General features: G+C 70.8%; 15 protein-coding genes. 11 read left to right on the forward strand and 4 right to left on the reverse strand.

Features of this window, described 5'->3' with window-relative positions; all coding sequences use genetic code 11:
* Positions 1–52 precede the first annotated feature (52 nt).
* Positions 53–313 carry a hypothetical protein gene (locus tag ACH35V_RS25850; protein WP_395975788.1) on the forward strand — a complete coding sequence of 87 codons (261 nt, stop codon included), beginning with the start codon at positions 53–55 and terminating at the stop codon, positions 311–313.
* Here the strand turns inward: ACH35V_RS25850 and ACH35V_RS25855 are convergent.
* Entirely contained in the window at positions 310–1170 is an 861-nt protein-coding gene (locus ACH35V_RS25855) for a polysaccharide deacetylase family protein (RefSeq protein WP_395975790.1), read from the reverse strand. The two genes, ACH35V_RS25850 and ACH35V_RS25855, sit on opposite strands and share 4 nt — an antisense overlap.
* Before the next feature lie 162 nt (positions 1171–1332).
* On the opposite strand from ACH35V_RS25855, the gene ACH35V_RS25860 reads away from it, so the two are divergent.
* Positions 1333–2139 (forward strand): class I SAM-dependent methyltransferase, encoded by an 807-nt coding sequence (locus ACH35V_RS25860; protein WP_395975792.1) that lies wholly within the window; start codon positions 1333–1335, stop codon positions 2137–2139.
* A 74-nt stretch (positions 2140–2213) separates the two neighbouring features.
* On the forward strand, positions 2214–2894 hold the full coding sequence (locus ACH35V_RS25865) for a hypothetical protein (RefSeq protein ID WP_395975794.1): 681 nt from the start codon (positions 2214–2216) through the stop codon (positions 2892–2894).
* Here the strand turns inward: ACH35V_RS25865 and ACH35V_RS25870 are convergent, their stop codons facing one another.
* Positions 2895–4862: a TNT domain-containing protein gene (locus ACH35V_RS25870; RefSeq protein WP_395975796.1), complete on the reverse strand. Its 1968-nt coding sequence runs from the start codon at positions 4860–4862 to the stop codon at positions 2895–2897.
* A 120-nt stretch (positions 4863–4982) separates the two neighbouring features.
* On the opposite strand from ACH35V_RS25870, the gene ACH35V_RS25875 reads away from it, so the two are divergent.
* Positions 4983–6152, forward strand: coding sequence for an alpha/beta hydrolase family protein (locus tag ACH35V_RS25875; RefSeq protein WP_395975797.1), 1170 nt, complete (start codon positions 4983–4985; stop codon positions 6150–6152).
* A gap of 1 nt (position 6153) precedes the next feature.
* Here ACH35V_RS25875 and ACH35V_RS25880 read toward each other — a convergent pair whose 3' ends face one another.
* Entirely contained in the window at positions 6154–7107 is a 954-nt protein-coding gene (locus ACH35V_RS25880) for a zinc-binding dehydrogenase (protein WP_395975799.1), read from the reverse strand.
* A 156-nt stretch (positions 7108–7263) separates the two neighbouring features.
* Between ACH35V_RS25880 and ACH35V_RS25885 the strand changes: the two genes are divergently transcribed.
* From ACH35V_RS25885 to ACH35V_RS25900, 4 genes are all read left to right on the forward strand, one after another.
* The gene (locus ACH35V_RS25885; RefSeq protein ID WP_395975801.1) at positions 7264–7839 is read left to right on the forward strand and encodes a hypothetical protein; all 576 of its coding nucleotides are present in this window, start codon (positions 7264–7266) and stop codon (positions 7837–7839) included.
* 215 nt (positions 7840–8054) lie between these two features.
* A complete protein-coding gene (locus ACH35V_RS25890) occupies positions 8055–8606 on the forward strand; it encodes a hypothetical protein (protein ID WP_395975803.1) in 552 nt (183 codons plus the stop codon).
* Positions 8603–10294, forward strand: coding sequence for a serine/threonine-protein kinase (locus tag ACH35V_RS25895; protein ID WP_395975805.1), 1692 nt, complete (start codon positions 8603–8605; stop codon positions 10292–10294). The genes ACH35V_RS25890 and ACH35V_RS25895 overlap by 4 nt, the downstream gene beginning before the upstream one ends.
* Before the next feature lie 106 nt (positions 10295–10400).
* Positions 10401–11204: a DUF4239 domain-containing protein gene (locus ACH35V_RS25900; protein ID WP_395975807.1), complete on the forward strand. Its 804-nt coding sequence runs from the start codon at positions 10401–10403 to the stop codon at positions 11202–11204.
* Positions 11205–11283: 79 nt separating this feature from the next.
* Here the strand turns inward: ACH35V_RS25900 and ACH35V_RS25905 are convergent, their stop codons facing one another.
* A complete protein-coding gene (locus tag ACH35V_RS25905; RefSeq protein WP_395975809.1) occupies positions 11284–12993 on the reverse strand; it encodes a hypothetical protein in 1710 nt (569 codons plus the stop codon).
* Positions 12994–13235: 242 nt separating this feature from the next.
* On the opposite strand from ACH35V_RS25905, the gene ACH35V_RS25910 reads away from it, so the two are divergent.
* The 3 genes from ACH35V_RS25910 (at position 13236) to ACH35V_RS25920 (ending at position 16258) form a co-directional block, all read left to right on the forward strand.
* A complete protein-coding gene (locus tag ACH35V_RS25910) occupies positions 13236–13796 on the forward strand; it encodes a heme-binding protein (protein ID WP_395975811.1) in 561 nt (186 codons plus the stop codon).
* A gap of 178 nt (positions 13797–13974) precedes the next feature.
* On the forward strand, positions 13975–15456 hold the full coding sequence (locus tag ACH35V_RS25915; RefSeq protein WP_395975813.1) for a hypothetical protein: 1482 nt from the start codon (positions 13975–13977) through the stop codon (positions 15454–15456).
* A 49-nt stretch (positions 15457–15505) separates the two neighbouring features.
* On the forward strand, positions 15506–16258 hold the full coding sequence (locus ACH35V_RS25920; RefSeq protein ID WP_395975815.1) for a hypothetical protein: 753 nt from the start codon (positions 15506–15508) through the stop codon (positions 16256–16258).
* Positions 16259–16267: the final 9 nt, after the last annotated feature.

A 16267-nucleotide genomic window follows, 5' to 3' on the forward strand; every position in this document is an offset into this window, starting at 1 on the left:
TGTGAATAGTATGGCCGCCACGGCGCCGTCGATTCGACACGGGGGTCCGCACATGTCCGGCCGCTTCGCCGCACGCCTGGTGGTGTCCATCAGCGGCGCCGACGTGGGCCGGCGGATCTCGCTGCGCCGCCGCCTGCCAACGGGAGAGTACAGCGACGTCGTCGGCGTCCTCGAATCCTGGTCCGGCGGGATCCTGACGGTGCGTCGGCGCAACGGCGAACTCGTCGAGGTCCCCGAAAAGATCATGGTCGCGGCGAAGGTCGTCCCGCAGCAGCCCCCGGCCCGCCGCCGCCGTCCCGCCAAGGACGACTAGCGCGGCGGTGACGGCTGCGTGGCGCCGCCGGCAGTTCCCTGCGGGGATGGGCTCGCCGTCACCGGTTCGGTCTTCTGGATGCGCTCGTTGTAGGTCTGGCCGGGCTGGAGCGGCTTCCCCTGGAACAGCTCCGACACCGTGACGAGCGTGAAACCGCGCTTCTTCAGGCCGTCCACCACCTTCGGGATGGCGTCGACGCTGGGCTTGTGGATGTCGTGGAACAGGACGATGCCGCCGCCCTCGGGCTCCTTGACCCCGATCCTGGTGTCGCGGCTGACGCTCTTGTGCTGCCAGTCGAGCGTGTCCACGCTCCAAAGGATCAGCGGCATGCCGACGGCGCGTCCCACCTGCGTGTTCGTCGCCCCGTACGGGGGCCGCATCAGCGTGGGCGCGACGCCGGAGGCGTTCTTGACGGCCTGCTGCGTCCGCTGGATCTGCGACCGGACCTCGGCGGGCGACTGCGTGGTGAGGTCCGGATGTGACCAGGTGTGGTTGGCGACCTCGTGGCCTTCCATGGCGATCCGGCGCACGACGTCCGGGTGGGCCTGGACGTTCTCGCCCAGCATGAAGAAGGTGGCGCGGGCGCCGCCCGCCTTGAGGGTGTCGAGCAGCCGCGCCGTGTGGGGGCCGGGCCCGTCGTCGAACGTCAGCGAGACGCACTTGACCCTGTCGCAGTCGATCTTCCTGGGCGGCGGCGGCGCCGGAGCCCGTTTCTGCTGGGCCCGTTTTCCCAGCGCGGCGTTCTCGCCCGCCGTCCGGGCCCGCTTCTCGTCCTGGCCGCTGCAGCCGGCGATTCCGGCGCTTCCGGCGACGAGCAGGAGCCCGGCACCGATGACGGTGATTGTCCTGATCCGCACCACGCACCCCCGAACGTGTTACTTGGGCGACTTCATACCCTGCGTCACCTAGGCGACACATGCCGTCAAGACGTGAAATCGGGGATCGTCCAGCGGGCGGTGGGCGGCGGGCGTGTGCCCGTCGGCGCGTCACTTCCGGGCGATGTCCGATAAATTATGACAGTGAATTGGGCCGTGACGACGTACGACTCCGCCTTCGGGTACGTCTCCGCGCACGGTGCGCCCCTGGTCGACCTGCTCGATCCGCAGCCCGGCGAACGGGTCATCGACCTCGGGTGCGGCACCGGGGCGTTCAGCGCGGAGATCGCAGAGCGAGGCGCCGAGGTGCTGGGCATCGACGGCAACCCGGACATGGTCGCGCAGGCGACCGCGATGCATCCGGGGCTGTCGTTCGTGCTCGGCGACGCCCACGACTTCACCGTCGGCGAGTCGTTCGACGCGGTCGCCTCGAACGCGGCCCTGCACTGGATGACCCGCGACCCCGACGCCGTGATCGGACGCGTCCACGCGTCGCTGCGGCCCGGCGGGCGGTTCGTCGGCGAGCTCGGCGGCGCCGGGAACTGCGCCGAGCTGATCGTCGCGATGCAGACCGCCTGGCGGGTGTTCGGCCTCGGCGAGCCGGACCTGCCCTGGTACTTCCCGAGCCCCGCCGAGTACGCGACGAAGCTGGAGGAGGCCGGGTTCACGCTGCGGCTGCTGGAGCACGCCGAGCGTCCGACCCGGATGACCGAGGGCCCGAACGGCGCCGCCGACTGGGCCCGCGCGTACGCGGCCACCGCGCTGGCCGACGTCCCGCCCGAGCTGGTCGACCCGCTCCTCGCCCGGGTCAACGACCTCGCCGCCCCGGCGCTGCGCCGCGAGTCGGGCTGGGTCGCCGACTATGTGCGGCTCCGGTTCGCGGCCATCCGCAAGCCGGACGGCGCCGTGCCCCTGCCGACGGGCCCGATGCCGTCCGACCCCCAGCTCTGATCCCGGGCCCGGCAGCCCGGGGGCCGGGGAGCCCGGCGGCCGGGCAGGGTGCCGCCCGCCCTAGGGTTGGGGGCATGCTGCGGCTGTACGACCATCGCACCGGGCGCGCCGAGCCGCCGCCCGGCGGGCGGGGCCTGCGCGTCCAGATCCTGGACGGGGCAGGGCATCGTGTCCCTGTGGTCGCCGACCTGCTGCGCCGGGTCGCGGGACGGGCCGGACGCCACGTCCGGGTCGCGTCCACCTCGTCCGTCGCGCTGGACGACTTCAACGTCGCGTCGTTCGAGGTGCTGGACGCCCCGCTGCCGGACGCCGACGTCTACCTGGCGAACGAGTACCTGGCGGACGAGACCGCCGCCCGCCCGGACGCGCTCTGCCTGGTCGTAGCGCCCGAGACGGGCGCCGGGCCGCCCGCGTCCGCGAGGGCGATCGCGGTGCGGCTGGCGATGCTGGAGATCCCCTACCGGGAGCCGCTGGAGTTGTCCGAGGCCCGGCTGTCGAAGGCCGAGGAGCGGCTGGACAGGTGGCGCGGCAAGGTCGCGGAGTGGGCGACGTCGCCCGGACGCCCCATGAACCGCGAGTACGCGCGTGAGGCGGAGGCCGCCCTGGCGGACGATCTGGGCAGCCCCGCCGCGCTCGCCGTCCTCGACCGTCTCGCCGCCGACGCCGACGTGCCGCCGGGCGCGAAGCTGGAGACGTTCATCCACCTCGACCTGCTGCTGGGGCTGGACCTGGTCTCCGCGATCGGAAGCGCCTGATCAGTCGGTGGCCACGCCCGCGTCTCGCACATTGATTTCTGTGAGGACCCCATCAGCCATCAGCTCGGCGATCGAACGGCGGAACACGTAGGCCGTCCCGCCGCCCGGCTGGCCGAACCACGGCACGGCCGTCCCCGTCAGCGTCTCCTCCGCCCGTTGGAGCCGGTAGACGTGGTACGGACGGTCCTGCCACTCGCGCGGCAGCGACCGGCGCGGATACGGGGTGCGCGCCGCGTACGTCACGTTGCCCTCGGAGCCGCCATAGCGGTCGACTTCCGTCCCTGCCGCCAGTTCCATCACGTGCCTGTCGCGCAGTAGGGAGAGGGGAGGTTCGCCCCTGAGCGGCTCGAACGGCCCGGTCTGGACGGTGTTACGCGGGTCGAGGAGGAGGCATCCGAGCAGATGCGCGGCGGCCTGTTCGGTGTCGTCGAACGTGACTTCCTTGCGTTTCTCGCCGTCCCGCATCTGGAACACCGTCCAGCGGTCGTCTTCTTGCAGGAGGCACCAGACGCCTTCTGCAGTGTCCTTGATGCGGTAGGCGGCACGGTCGACGCGGAGTTGGTCGAGACGGTGTTGGAGGGCGTCCGTCCAGTCGATTTCCGGTTCTTCCCTGCTCCCCTGGTCTTCTGCGTCTTGCGGTTCGTCCGTGCGGACGCGTTCAGGCACCGTCCTGCCCGTCACAGCCGCATTCGCAGCGTGCATGGTGTCATCGTCGACGGCAGGCACCTGGAACCCATTGGCGCGTATGTGCGCGACCAGATCGGCCTCTGGCGCGACACCATGTTCGGTCAGGTAATAAGCGACCGCCCCTGACCAGACCCATGTCCCATCGGTATGGAACGTCAGCGGGACGGCCGCGCCACGTGAGGAGTCGAGCCTGTCAGGGGCGTTGGATCGCGCCGTCATGACGATCGCGCCCTGCCGCAGGTATTCGGTCACGCGCTCCACCTCGTCCTCCGGGACGGGCGGGCGCGACACCGCGGGACGGGCGCCGTCCGGCCCCGCATGGTCGAAGATCCGCGCCCTGCGGAGCCCGCCCGGCTCGGGAACCGGCAGGTCGGCGACCGTCGCGGGCTGGGCGGCACGGCCGCCGAGCCGGTTCGTCATCCATTCCGGGACGTCGTCGCGCGGGAACCGGTCAAGCTCGCGCCGGACGTCGGCCGAGGACGGCTCCGAATCCCAATGCGGCTCGTCGTCGTGCCGGAAACTGGCCCTGCAGCGGACGTCGCCGTCCTCGTACACGACCTCGAAGTCGATCCGCGACCAGGTGGTCCCCTGGAACGCGTGCGTCCCGGCGCGGAGCCGGTCGAGGAGGCTCGCGGCCGCGGCGGGCGGCGTCCAGGGCGTGACGGCGCCGTCCGCGCGGTGGCAGGTCATCGCGGGGAACTCCACGTGCTCGCCGACCGCCTGGTAGTACCCGGAGATCGTCCGCCAGAGCGGCGGCGCGTGATCGGCGATCACGATCGTGACCTGGCTCGACAGCAGCTCCATCTGCTCGACCGGATTCATCGGCCCCGGGTCGGCCGCCGCCGCGGCGGCGGGCTCGCGGCCGTCCAGCCGGTCCCGCAGCCAGCCCGGCGCGTTCGCCCCGTCGCGCGGCAGGACGATCTGGTCGCGCCGCCAGTAGTCCGCCGGGATCGGCGGGTCCCACAGCGGATCGAAGTCGTAGTTGTACAGCGGCCGCGCGGACTCCGGCTCGATGATCGCGACCATCGAGAACCAGGTGCCCTGCTCGGACAGGTAGTGCGCGCGGCGCAGGTCCATCAGCAGCCCGGTCAGCTCCTGCGGGACGGTCTCCGCCGTCACCGTCTTCCCCTCGCCGGTCAGCACGGTCAGGGCGACGTCGTTGACGGCGACGGTCGCGATGCAGTGCAGGTCGATCCGCCGCCATCCGGGCGGCGCCATCGCCCGCGCGAACGCGACGACCTCGCCCTCGATCTCCGCGATGCGGTCGTTCTGCCCCGTCACGCCGTGCGTCCTTCCGTACCGAACGTTGGCACCTGTCCGGCAGATTAACCGCACTGATCACCGGATTGCGGAACGGCCCGGGCGTCCGGGACTCTCAGGCGGAGGCTAGGTTCATATGTCGTGTCGACCACCGTCCCTGAGTCACCGGCCCCCGCCGCGCCCGAACCACGGGTCCGGCGGCGGCGCCGCGCCCGCCCGCTGATGGCGGCTGCGGTCGCGGTCATCGTGCTAGCGGGCGCGGTCGTCGGCGGGATCGGCTGGTACTTCGCGGGCGTCGCGACCGAGGTCGACCACACGGCCGACTACTCGCTCACCGTCCTGGACGCGGCGAACGGCACGGTCACACTCCCCCGGGACGAGGCAACGGAACGCCCGGGAACGTGGGCCCTCGCCTGGAAGGACGGACGCGCTCTCCTAGGCCCCATCACCGGCGGCAATGACGAGCAAGTCATTCGCCAAGTTTCGTCCATCGTCGAAGGCGCTCTCGTCAAGGGCTCTTCTACGACCGTCGACCACTGGATATACGACGGCGACCCGAAAAGGGCTCTCGGGCTCGATTTCCAGGACGTCTTGTATCCGTCCCAGGCAGGGCCCATGCCCGCGTGGCTGATTCCGGGTGCGTCGCCTAAGAGCACATGGGTCATAGGCGTCCACGGACGGAACGCGGACAAGGCCGAGACGTTCCGCGCCATGCGGGCCGTGCACGCGCTCGGCCTGCCGATGATGTCCATCGCATATCGGAACGATGTAGGCGCCCCGCCGTCCAGCGATGGGAAGAACCACCTCGGCGACGCAGAATGGCGCGACGTCGTCTCCGCCATGGGCTACGCACGCGCGAACGGCGCGACGGGCGTCGTCCTGTACGGCTGGTCGATGGGCGGCGCCATGTCCATGAGGACTCTCCGCGACGACCCGTCCTTCATCAGGGGCGTCGTCCTCGACTCCCCCGTCCTCGACTGGAACGCCACGCTCGACATGCAAGGCGACGCCCGCAACCTGCCCGGTTTCGTCACTGGCGTAGCGAAACGCGTCCTGGAGTGGCGCATAGGCATCGACCTATCCGCCTACGACCAGCGCCGCTACGCGCCCGAACTGCGCACCCCAGTCCTGCTGTTCACCGCAGCCGACGACGCCACCGTCGACAACGGCGCCGCCTACACCTTCGCTAGGACGGCCCCACCCGGCATGGTCACCCACGTCCCCACGGCAGGCGGACATACCGAGTCGTGGAACGTCGACCCCACCGCCTACGAGACCGCACTCAGCGCCTTCCTGAAGAATGTCGCCTGACCTACGGACGCCTTACCTCCAGCAGCGTCTTGCCGACCGTGGCACGCGACTGAATGGCCCTGTGCGCGTCCGCCGCCCCGTCCAGCGGGAAACGCTGCCCGACCACCGGCCGCAGCCTCCCGGCGGCCGCCTCGGCGAGCGCGCCGCGCGTGAATTCCCGCAGTTCCTCCGGAGTCGCCGTCGGCCGGACGAGCGTCACACCCCGCTCCGCCGCGTCCTCCTCCGGAATTCCAGCCCACTCGCCGCTCGCCAGCCCGAAACTCACCATCCGCCCGCCCCGCCGGACCAGCGTGAACGCCTCCCGCGCCACATCGCCGCCGACGCCGTCGAACACGACGTCCACCTCCCCGGCCTTCCCGGCCCAGCCCGGCTCGCCGTAGTCGACGGCCTCGTCCGCGCCCAGCCCCAGCGCCACCTCCGCCTTGCGCGCCCCACCCGCCACCGCGACGACCGTCGCCCCCGCCGCCTTCGCCAGCTGGACGAGCAGCGTCCCGACCCCTCCGGCCGCAGCCTCCACCAGCACCCGCTCCCCTGGACGAGGACGTGCCGCGTCCAGCATCATCGTCGCCGTCCGGCCGTCCGCCAGCAGCGCCACCGCGTCGTCGAGCGCAAGGCCGTCCGGCACCTCGAACAGGCCGGCGGCGTCCACAGAAGCCAGTTCCGCGTACGCGCCCGTGCCCCCGGTGCTACTCACCACCCGCCGCCCGACGAGCCCGCGGTCGACACCCGGCCCGACCGCCGCGACCACACCCCCGACCCCGTTCCCGGGGATGACCGGCGGCTCCACCCGCACCGGTACCGGCCCGGCACCCGCCCGCATCTGCGTCTCCACGAACGTGATGTTGACAAACTCGACCGCGACGAGCGCCTGCCCCTCGCCCGGCACCGGATCCGGCGCCTCCCCCGGCACCAGAACCTCCGGCCCGCCGAACTCCTTCAACCACACCGCACGCATAAGAACCCCTCCCATCACGGCATTCATCCGAAGCCTGCTACCTCAAGCTCAGTAGAGGTCAAGTCGTCCCCAACGAATCCCTTTTCTCGCCACACGCGCCTCTGTAAGCTTCTGCGCGTATTCCGCCCCGTTGTCGGCTGCCGCTCAGGGATGGCGATGCGCGCCCGGTTGGTCAGAAACCCCTCGCTGGGACTCCTTCTGATCGCCTGCCTGGCGGCGGGGTGCGGCTCGTCCGGCTCGTCCGGCTCGTCCTCCAGCGGCGAACTCGCCCCCAACGGCTCCCTTGACGACGGCGCCGCCCCGGCCCCCGCCGCCGCGGCCCCGTCCGGCATCCCAGAGAAGCAGCTCTACAAAACGGCCCTCAAGCGCTACCGCGACTACCAGACCGCCTACATGAAGGCGTACGAGACCAGCAACGCCGGCGACCTGCCCGCCGTGGCCATGGACCCGCTCCTCAGCCAGGTGACGAAGGACGTGGAGGCCACCAAGGCCAAGGGCGAGATCTGGCGCTTCACCAACACGCTCAACCCCCGCGTCTACGCCCGCGCGAGGGACAGCACGAAGATCTACGTCATCGACTGCGTCCGGACGCTCGCCGCCTACCGCTACTCGGCGAAGTCGGGCAAGCGCATCGACGGAGGCCCGGGCACCGCCTACGTGTACCGAGCGACCGTCCAGTACGACTCCGGTGCATGGAAAGTCGCCGCCACCATCCGGGACAAGCCATGCTGACGGTCCGCAGGGAAGGACACACGATGTCTCCCCACAGCACCAGCCGCCGCGCATCCTCCGCTGCGATAACAGCAGCGATCCTCGCGGTCCCCTTGCTCACCGCCGTCCCCGCACTGGCCGCTCCCTGCAAGGGACTCACGTGCAACTGGTCCGACAAGGGCGGCGGTGGGAGCGGCGGAGGCGGCGGAGGCGGAACCGGCGGGAACTCGGGACCCGTGGAGCCTCCACCGCCCGAGGGCCTGACCGCGAACGAGGCGCAGGGCTTCGTGCCCGTCGACAACGGCGGCGCGCCGCCTGCGGCGCCCGCCACCACGCTCGACTGGGTCGCGGCGGCCAAGAGTTCCGCCGTGCTGCCGACGCCGGTCGTGCACACCGCGCCGGACGGCAAGACCTACGTCCGGGTGCGGACCTCCCTCTGGGTCGAGGGCTTCGAGGTCGTCCAGACCCGCCCGATCGGCGGGAACGGCCAGCTGATCCAGGCCACCGCGCGGCCCGCGTCCGTCACCTGGAACATGGGCGAGAGCCAGAAGACCTGCGCCACCGCGGGAAGCAAGGACGGCAAGGCCTGCCACTACACCTTCAAGCGGTCTTCGGCGGGGCAGCCGGGCGGCAGGTACGCGATCACCGCCACCATCACCTGGAACCTCACCTGGACGTGCGAGGGCCCCGCCTGCGATCCGCGGCAGGGCGACCTCGGAACCATGACCATGACATCGCAGCCAACGCCGCTCGTCGTCAGCGAGATCCAGACCAACACGGGCCAGTGACGACGCGCGAGCATCGGCTGCCGGGATACGTCGAGCTCGCGGAACTGGGCGCGGGCGCGCAGGGAGAGGTCGTCCTCGCGCGCCACGAGTCGGGCGGCGGCCCAGTGGCGATCAAGTACCTCGCCGCCGATCTGCTCAGCGACACGGCGGCACGGAGCGTCTTCCGGGACGAGGCCGTGATGCTGAAGCGGGTGAACGACCCGCATGTGGCGCGGCTGCTCGACTACCTGGAGTCTCCCTGGGGCGCGGCGATCGTCCTGGAGGCGGTGCACGGCCGTTCGCTCCGCCGTGTCCTGGACGAGCACGACGGCCCCCTGGCGCCCGAAGCCGCGCTGACGACGTTGAAAGGCTCGCTGCTCGGGTTGGGCGCGGCCCATGCGGCCGGGGTCGTCCATCGGGACTACAAGCCCGCGAACGTCCTCGTCCAGGACGACGGGCAGAGCAAACTCATCGACTTCGGCATCGCGGTCCTTGCCGGACAGGGCGGGCAGGCCGGGACGCCGTCCTACATGTCGCCGGAGCAGTGGGCCGGTGACCCCGCCACACCGGCGACCGACATCTACGCGGCGACCTGCGTCTTCGTCGAATGCGTCACGGGCGAGAGACCTTTCCGAGGGACGACTCTCGCCGAGTTGAAGGCCGCGCACACCACAAGCCCGGTCCCCTTGGATCGGGTGCCAGGGCCCCTGCACCCGCTGGTTCGACGCGGTCTGGCCAAGCGCCCGTCCGACCGTGTGTGGAACGCCTACGAGTTCGTCAGGGAACTCGAAGCCATCGCCGTCCGGACCTATGGAGCCGAGTGGGAGCGGCGCGGTCTGATCGCGCTCGGCACCGTTGCCGCGACGGTGGCCACCGCCATTCCCCTGGCAATGCTCGGCCTCGCACCGGGGATCTCCTCCACCGCGGTGGGCGCCGCCGCCTCGGGCCTGGCGAAGGCCGGCCTCCCCGTGTCCAAAGGCTTCCTGGCCAAGGTCGGTGGCGCGAAGGGAGCGGCGGGCGTCGGAGCCGTGGGGGCGGGCGCCGTGATGGCGGCATGGTTGTTCTGGCCCGGCCCGAGCGTCGGCGGGACGAGTACCGCCGCAGTCCACGCGTACTTCACCAAGCCCGGCGTCCTCCTCGGCCAAGCCGGCATGCCCGCCGCCGAGACCCCCTACATCGACTTCAAATACACGCTCACTCCCGCGAGAGCGAAAGCCGGGACGGAGGTGCGCCTGGTAGAGCGCTTCCGGGGACGGACACCCGAGGGCGTCTACTACCCGCCCGGGGGCGGACGCCAATGCTTCGGTGAAGGAACCAGCTCGCCCAAGACCCACTTCTACAAATGGAGCATTGGCCAAGGCAACGGCTTCGACTCGGACACGCTCGCCTTCTACCGAATGCCCCCGGTCAAGCCGAAGGACATACCGCAAAAGACGACGGACGCGGTCATCCTCCCCGTCAGCGGCGACACGACGGGCGAGCACCAGCCGTTCGTCCAGGCGGAATGCGCCACCATGAGCAGCTGGACGACGACGTACAGGATCGTCCTCCCGGAGCAAGACCAGCTGCCGCCCGGCAAGTACCTGGTGACCCCGCGCGTACCAATGAAGATCACAACGACGCTGCGGGAAGAGACCGCGATCCCGCCGGAGTCCGCAGGCGCGACCATCGACGGGACCCTGCCCGTGCTCGAAATACTGGACGGCTGAGCACGCTCCCGCGGACAGCGCTGTGGGGGGGTGTTTATGGCTCTGACCTCTTGGAACTACTCCTTGTGGCTGGTTGTCGCTCTGAGTGGTCGGCATGGGGTGGGGCATGACGGTATTGATCCTTGTGGTGCTGGCCGTGGCGCTGGTGGGGGGTTTGGGCGCCAACCTTTGGTGGCGCAGACGCACCGGGAAGACCGACTCCGACGGGTGCGTGTCGCCCAAGGATCTGCTGGGTCCCGTGCTCACCCTGACTGTGCTGATCCTGGCGTTCATCCTGGTGCAGGCGTCCAGCTCGTACAACACCGCGCGCGACGCGTCCCGGGCCGAGGCGAACGCGCTCGACCATATGTACGAGGTCGCCGCCTATGTCCCGCAGCCGGAGCGGCAGCGGATCGAAGCGGACCTGGTCTGCTACTCCCGCGCGGTGGTGCACCACGAATGGGACATGAGCGACGGCACCCTTTCCCCGATCCCCAGCCTCTGGTCCACCGATGTCCGTAGGGCTTTCGCGGGGGTGGCCAAGAGCGAGAGTCCGGCATTCGGGATGCTGGTGTCGGCGGACAAGGAACGCGCCACGGAACGCGGTAAACGTGTGGACGAGTCGAAGGCCAAGACCCCGAACCCGGTCTACTGGCTGGTGCTGCTCGCCCTGGTGATCGCTCTGGTCGGGTACGCGCTGGAGATCCCGCTGACGCGCAACGCCGCGCAGATCAGCACCATGATCGCCGTCACGATCCTGTTCGCCCTGGTCCTGCTGCTGATCCGCGATCTGGAACAGCCGTTCACGGGGCTCGTCACCGTCGAGTCCGATCCGGTGGCGCAGATCTCCAACCAGCTCGCCCGCGACTTCGCCAACGCGAACCCCGGCGCGCGGCTGCCTTGCGACGACACCGGCCGCCGTATCGGATGACCGGGCGGCCGGTGCCAAAGGCGCTGTGACGCGGCCCCGGGGGCGGGGGCCCAGGGCGGGGCTCGGGGCCGCGTCGGGGTCAGCGAAGGCCGTAGGCGCGGGTCACGGTCTGTTCCACCGCGTTTCCGGAGCCGTCGGCGGCCTTGAACCGCAGGGCCGCGTAACCGTTGTGCGTGGTCGGGTGGACGACGTTGGCCGTCCACCGGTCGGTGCCGTTGGGGGTCAGCGCCACGGTGGTCCAGGTGGCGCCGTCGTCGAAGGACGCCTCCAGCGACGCCGAGGTCACCGCGGATCCGTTCAGGGCGCGCTCGGCGACCACGTCCAGCGGGAACGTGACGCCGGACGGGGCGCGTCCGGTGCCGTCGTAGTCGCCGGTGATCCGCGGCTGAAGGAGTCCGTGCTCGTTCGCGAACGGGTCACCGGGACGTTCGGCGGACGGGAACGTCCAGTGCGCGTCGATGCTCGACACGTACTTCGACCAGCCGACCGAGCGTTGCAGGGACATGTCGAGCCGGAACGTGGCGGCCTCGGCGGGCACGTTCCAGTTTCCGCCGAGCGGGTTGCTGCTCTGGCCGACCAGCTGGCCGTTGCGGTAGAGGGCGAGCGTGCCCGTGATGCCTTCGGAGTAGTTGCCGCCGAAGTTCTCGTGGCCAGGCGTGCCGGTGTCGGCGATCAGCGCCCCGGTCACGAGCAGTCCCTCACCGTGCCCGGTCTTCATCGTCGGCCCGAACGCGGCCTTGTTCCACGTCTCGGAGTAGGTGGCGCCGGGAGCATAGTTCTGCAGGCTGGTGTGCCGCTGGGCCACCTGGACGTCGGCGGCCTGGTAGAAGTAGTTCCCCCTCCAGACCACGCCGTCCGCCGTGTAGTAGATCCGCTGCGCGCTGGGTGCGGCGGCGGCGTGCGTGAGGCCCACCGCCGATTCGTCGATGCCTTCGAAGTCGACGATCGTGGAGTGGGGGCCGACGCCGTTGGACGCCACTCCCTGGGACGCGTAGGTGGTGTTCACCAGCGCCAGGCTGCTCGGCGCGGCGGTGAACGTCAGCGTGCTGGGGATGCGGCCGGACGTCGGGAACGCCAGGTTGTAGACGCGCGGCGAGGGCAGGGTGGCCGGCGGTTCGGACTGGCTCTCCACGTACAGGAAGTGGTACGGCCGCGTGGCCGTGGACGACGGCCAGGCGCGGAGGCTGGTCTGCGGGGTGCCGGTGATGGTGGACGAGATCCGCTGCCCCGCGATCGTCTGCGTGATCTGGGCGTGGCTGTTGGTCTCGGCGGCGGTCGTGGACGGGCTGACCGCCTTGATCTCCGTCGCCGTCCTGGCGTCCATGGTGATGTCGGCGTCGGCGGTCACCGAGAGCGCCGGGTTGCCGTAGAGGGCCAGGTCCCTGGGGTTGGCGGGGTCGCCGGTGAGGACGATGGCGGTCAGGTCGTAGGTCCCGGCCGGAACCAGGGCGGTGAGCGTGTCCCCGGACTGGGTCAGCGCGTACTCCGCGCCGGACGCCGGGTCGATCAGGCCGGCGAGGGGCGCGACGGGCGTCCCGTCGATGTCGATGCCGCGGATCGTGACCGTGTGGTCGGCGGCGTCGCCGCGTGCGGGGGCCTTGGTCTTGCTGTGGCCGATGCTGGCGGCGGGCCGGGACGGCTTGGTGGTCCCGTCCGGACCGTTCCCGGTGGTCCCGCTCGGCCCGTTCCCGGTGGGCCCGCCCGGGTCGGCCGACGCCGCGGGGGCGGCGGGGACGAGTAGCGCGGCCAGTGCGGCCGTTCCGATCAGGGCTGTTCTCCAGCGCCTCACCCGTTGTTCCTTCCATGTGGTGACAGGGGTCGGAAGTGGGCGCAGAACCGGACGTGCGGTCCCGGGGAGGACCCCCGCCAGCGGGGGGGGTTCTGTCCCGATTTCCAAGATCACCTTATCTTGATCTTGATCGGGGGCGCCGCCGTGGACGTCCGGTCGCGGGGCGGCATCGCCGGCACATTCCTGGGGATGTAACTCATTGCAATCAGGAAATTACTCTTAGTGTTCTGCGAAGGAGAGACATGTCATACAGGCATCTCGTTGGCGGTGTCGCCGTCGTGGGCGCCGTCGTGGCCGGGACGTTCGCCCCGTTGGCGCCGGCGGCGCAGGCGGACGCGGCGCGTCCGGTCGCCGTCCCGGCGGGGCGCGGCGGCGACGGGCCGTCCGATCTCGTGCTGTCGGACTGGTCGCTCACCCGCGCCACCGAGGCGCTGGTGCGGTCCGCCAAGAAGCGCGGGAACCAGCGGGTGACGATGGTCGTCATGGAACGGTCGGGGGTCATCAGGCTGGTCGTCAGGACGCGCAGGGCGGGCCCGCAGACCTACGAGTCGGCCAAGCGCAAGGCCTACACCGCGGTCGCCTTCGGCCGGCCCACCAGCGCCCTGACCGGGAACGAGACGATCAAGCAGATCCCGGGCACGCTGGTGCTCCCCGGCGGCGTCCCGATCATCCGGAAGGGCTTCCCGGTCGCGGGCATCGGCGTCGGCGGCGCCCCCGACGGACGGATCGACGAGGCCATCGCCGGCGACGTCCGCGCGGCGATGGCGGCACAGCGATGGCGGCACGGCGCTGATATGTCCTGATCTGGTGACATACGGGTTGGACGGGTGGGGGGTCCTGGGCGCGCTGGTAGGATCTCGGCCGATGCGTGGGCGGAGGCGTACGACGAGCCCAGGGTCCCCGCCCCCGGCGTGACGCGGCCGAGGTCCGGTCGGCACAGGATTCTGTCCGCCCGCACGTCCCACAGTTAGGGTCCCGGTGTTGCTCTCCCCTCTGCTCGACCGCCGTCCCACGGTTGGGGCCGTGGTGGACGCGGTGAAGGGGAACCGGCTTTTCGCGGTGGTGCTGGCCGCGGGCATCGTGCTCCGCGTGATCACCATGCTGGGTTTCCAGGGCGTGCTGTGGTTCAACGACAGTTACGACTTCGTGCGGATCGCCAACGATCCGTTTCCGCATCCGCTGCGGCCGTCCGGTTACGGGATCTTCCTGTGGGCGCTGAAGCCGTTCCACAGCCTGGCGCTGGTGACGGCGCTGCACCATGCGGCGATCATCGGGCTCGCGGCGGTCGGCTACCGGATGCTCGTGCGCGACTTCGACGTGCGGCGGGTGTGGGCGGCGGTGGCGGTCGCGCCGATCCTGCTGGACTCCTACCAGATCGTCCTCGAACATCTGCTGCTGTCAGACACGCTGTTCACCGTCCTGGCGTTCGGGGCGATGCTGCTGCTGGCGAAGCCCGGCGCGACGGGATGGCAGCGGGCGGCGCTGGTGGGCGCGCTTCTCGGCGTGGCCGCCGTCACGCGGACGGTCGGGGTGCCGCTGTTCCTGATCGCGGTGCTGTACCTGCTGGTGCGCCGGACGCGCTGGCCCGCCTACCTGGCGCTCGCGGCGATGTTCGTCCTGCCGGTGGGGGCGTACGCGACGTGGTACCAGCAGGAGCACGGCCGGTTCGGCATGACCGGGGTGGACGGCATCTTCCTGTGGGGACGGACGGCCGCGTTCGCCGACTGCGACGCGTTCACGCCTCCCCCGGACATCGCCAGGCTCTGCCCGCACGGCCCGAAGGACGAACGGCCCGCCTCGTCCCACCAGATCTGGGTGGAGGGCTCGCCGACCGGCTGGAAGAACGGCGAGGCGTTCGACGAGAAGACCAACGCGGACGCGCAGCGGTTCGCGCTGTGGGCGATCCGGAACCAGCCCCTCGACTACGCGCGGGTGGTGTCGTACGACTTCTTCGTCCGGACGTTCTCGTGGAACCGCAGCCGCTACCCGACCGTGGGCACCGAGGCCAGGTACCACTTCCCGACGAAGCCCACCGCGCGTAAGCCGGACCTGCCCGTGCTCGGCGGCGGCGACCGGCGGACGGTCGTCCGCGCGTATTCGCACGGCACGGGACGCACTCACGTAGTGGAGCCGTACGCGGGCGTCATGCGCGGTTACCAGGAGCGTGTGAGAGTGCCCGGAACGGTGCTGGGGGTCGTCCTGCTGGCCGGGGCGGCCGGAATCGTGTGGCGGCGGGCGCGCGCGCGGACGGCTCTGTTCTGGACGTCGAGTGTGGCGCTTCTGGCCGTCCCGCCCGTCACCGTGGACTTCGACTACCGGTACCTGCTGCCCGCACTGCCCTTCGCGTGTTTCGCGGCGGCGATGGCATGGGGACGCAGCGTCCCGTCCGGGGGCGGGTCGAAGGCCGAGCCGGTCAAGGAGACACCGGACGAGAAGGAACCACAGCCCGCCACCGCGAACTGAGTACGAACGCGGATACCGCCCCGGGGCCCGGCGGCTCGATCATGAGCGCATGCGCCGAATCGCGATCGTCCTGGTCAGCCTGGTGGGCCTGCTGGCGGGCCTGCTGATCACGGGGTGCGTCCCCGGGGCGTCGGCCGAGGACCGGGCCGCCGACGCCGCCCTGGAGAAGGCCCGTCGTGTCGGCAACGTCCTGTACGGCTCGCGTTCGTGGTCCGCGCAGGACATGGGGCACCGGGCGGCCGACCTCGACGAGGTGGACGTCATGCGGGTGAGCGGCACGAAGACCGGCGCACCCGAAGGGGTCGTGGTGGTGGTCAGGACGTCCGGCACCGCGGCGATGGATTGGCCCGACACCGGGACGGTCACCGTGAAACGGTGCTTTGAGCTGCGGTTCAGCCCGCGCACCGAATGGGACGACGCCCCGCGGAAGGTGTCCTGCCCGCGCGGGGAGCCGCTCAGGTTCAAGCCGTGGCCGAAGACGCCGGACATCCCGTCCACACGCCTTGAGAAGGTGCTGCCGCGCGTCCCTGCCGGGGGCAGGGCGGACGAGGCGGAGGTCCGTGAGGCCGTCGCGTCGCTGCGTCTCGACCCGGCCGTCCGCGCCGAGTTCGATACCCAGGGCTCTGTGGTGGGCTTGGTGTTGTCGGTGCGGCCTTACAAGTCCGGCGTGCTCGACTGCGTCCTGGCCCGCGTCGCGCCCGGCCGGACGGACGTGTGGTCACCGCCCAGAATCCAGCGCACGCTCGGCGAAAGCGGGTGCAGCACGGCCAACGCGATCAACCCGATGGCGCCGCCCCACTGAATCAGCGTT

Source organism: Actinomadura sp. 1N219 (assembly GCF_044326405.1).
Taxonomy (GTDB): domain Bacteria; phylum Actinomycetota; class Actinomycetes; order Streptosporangiales; family Streptosporangiaceae; genus Spirillospora.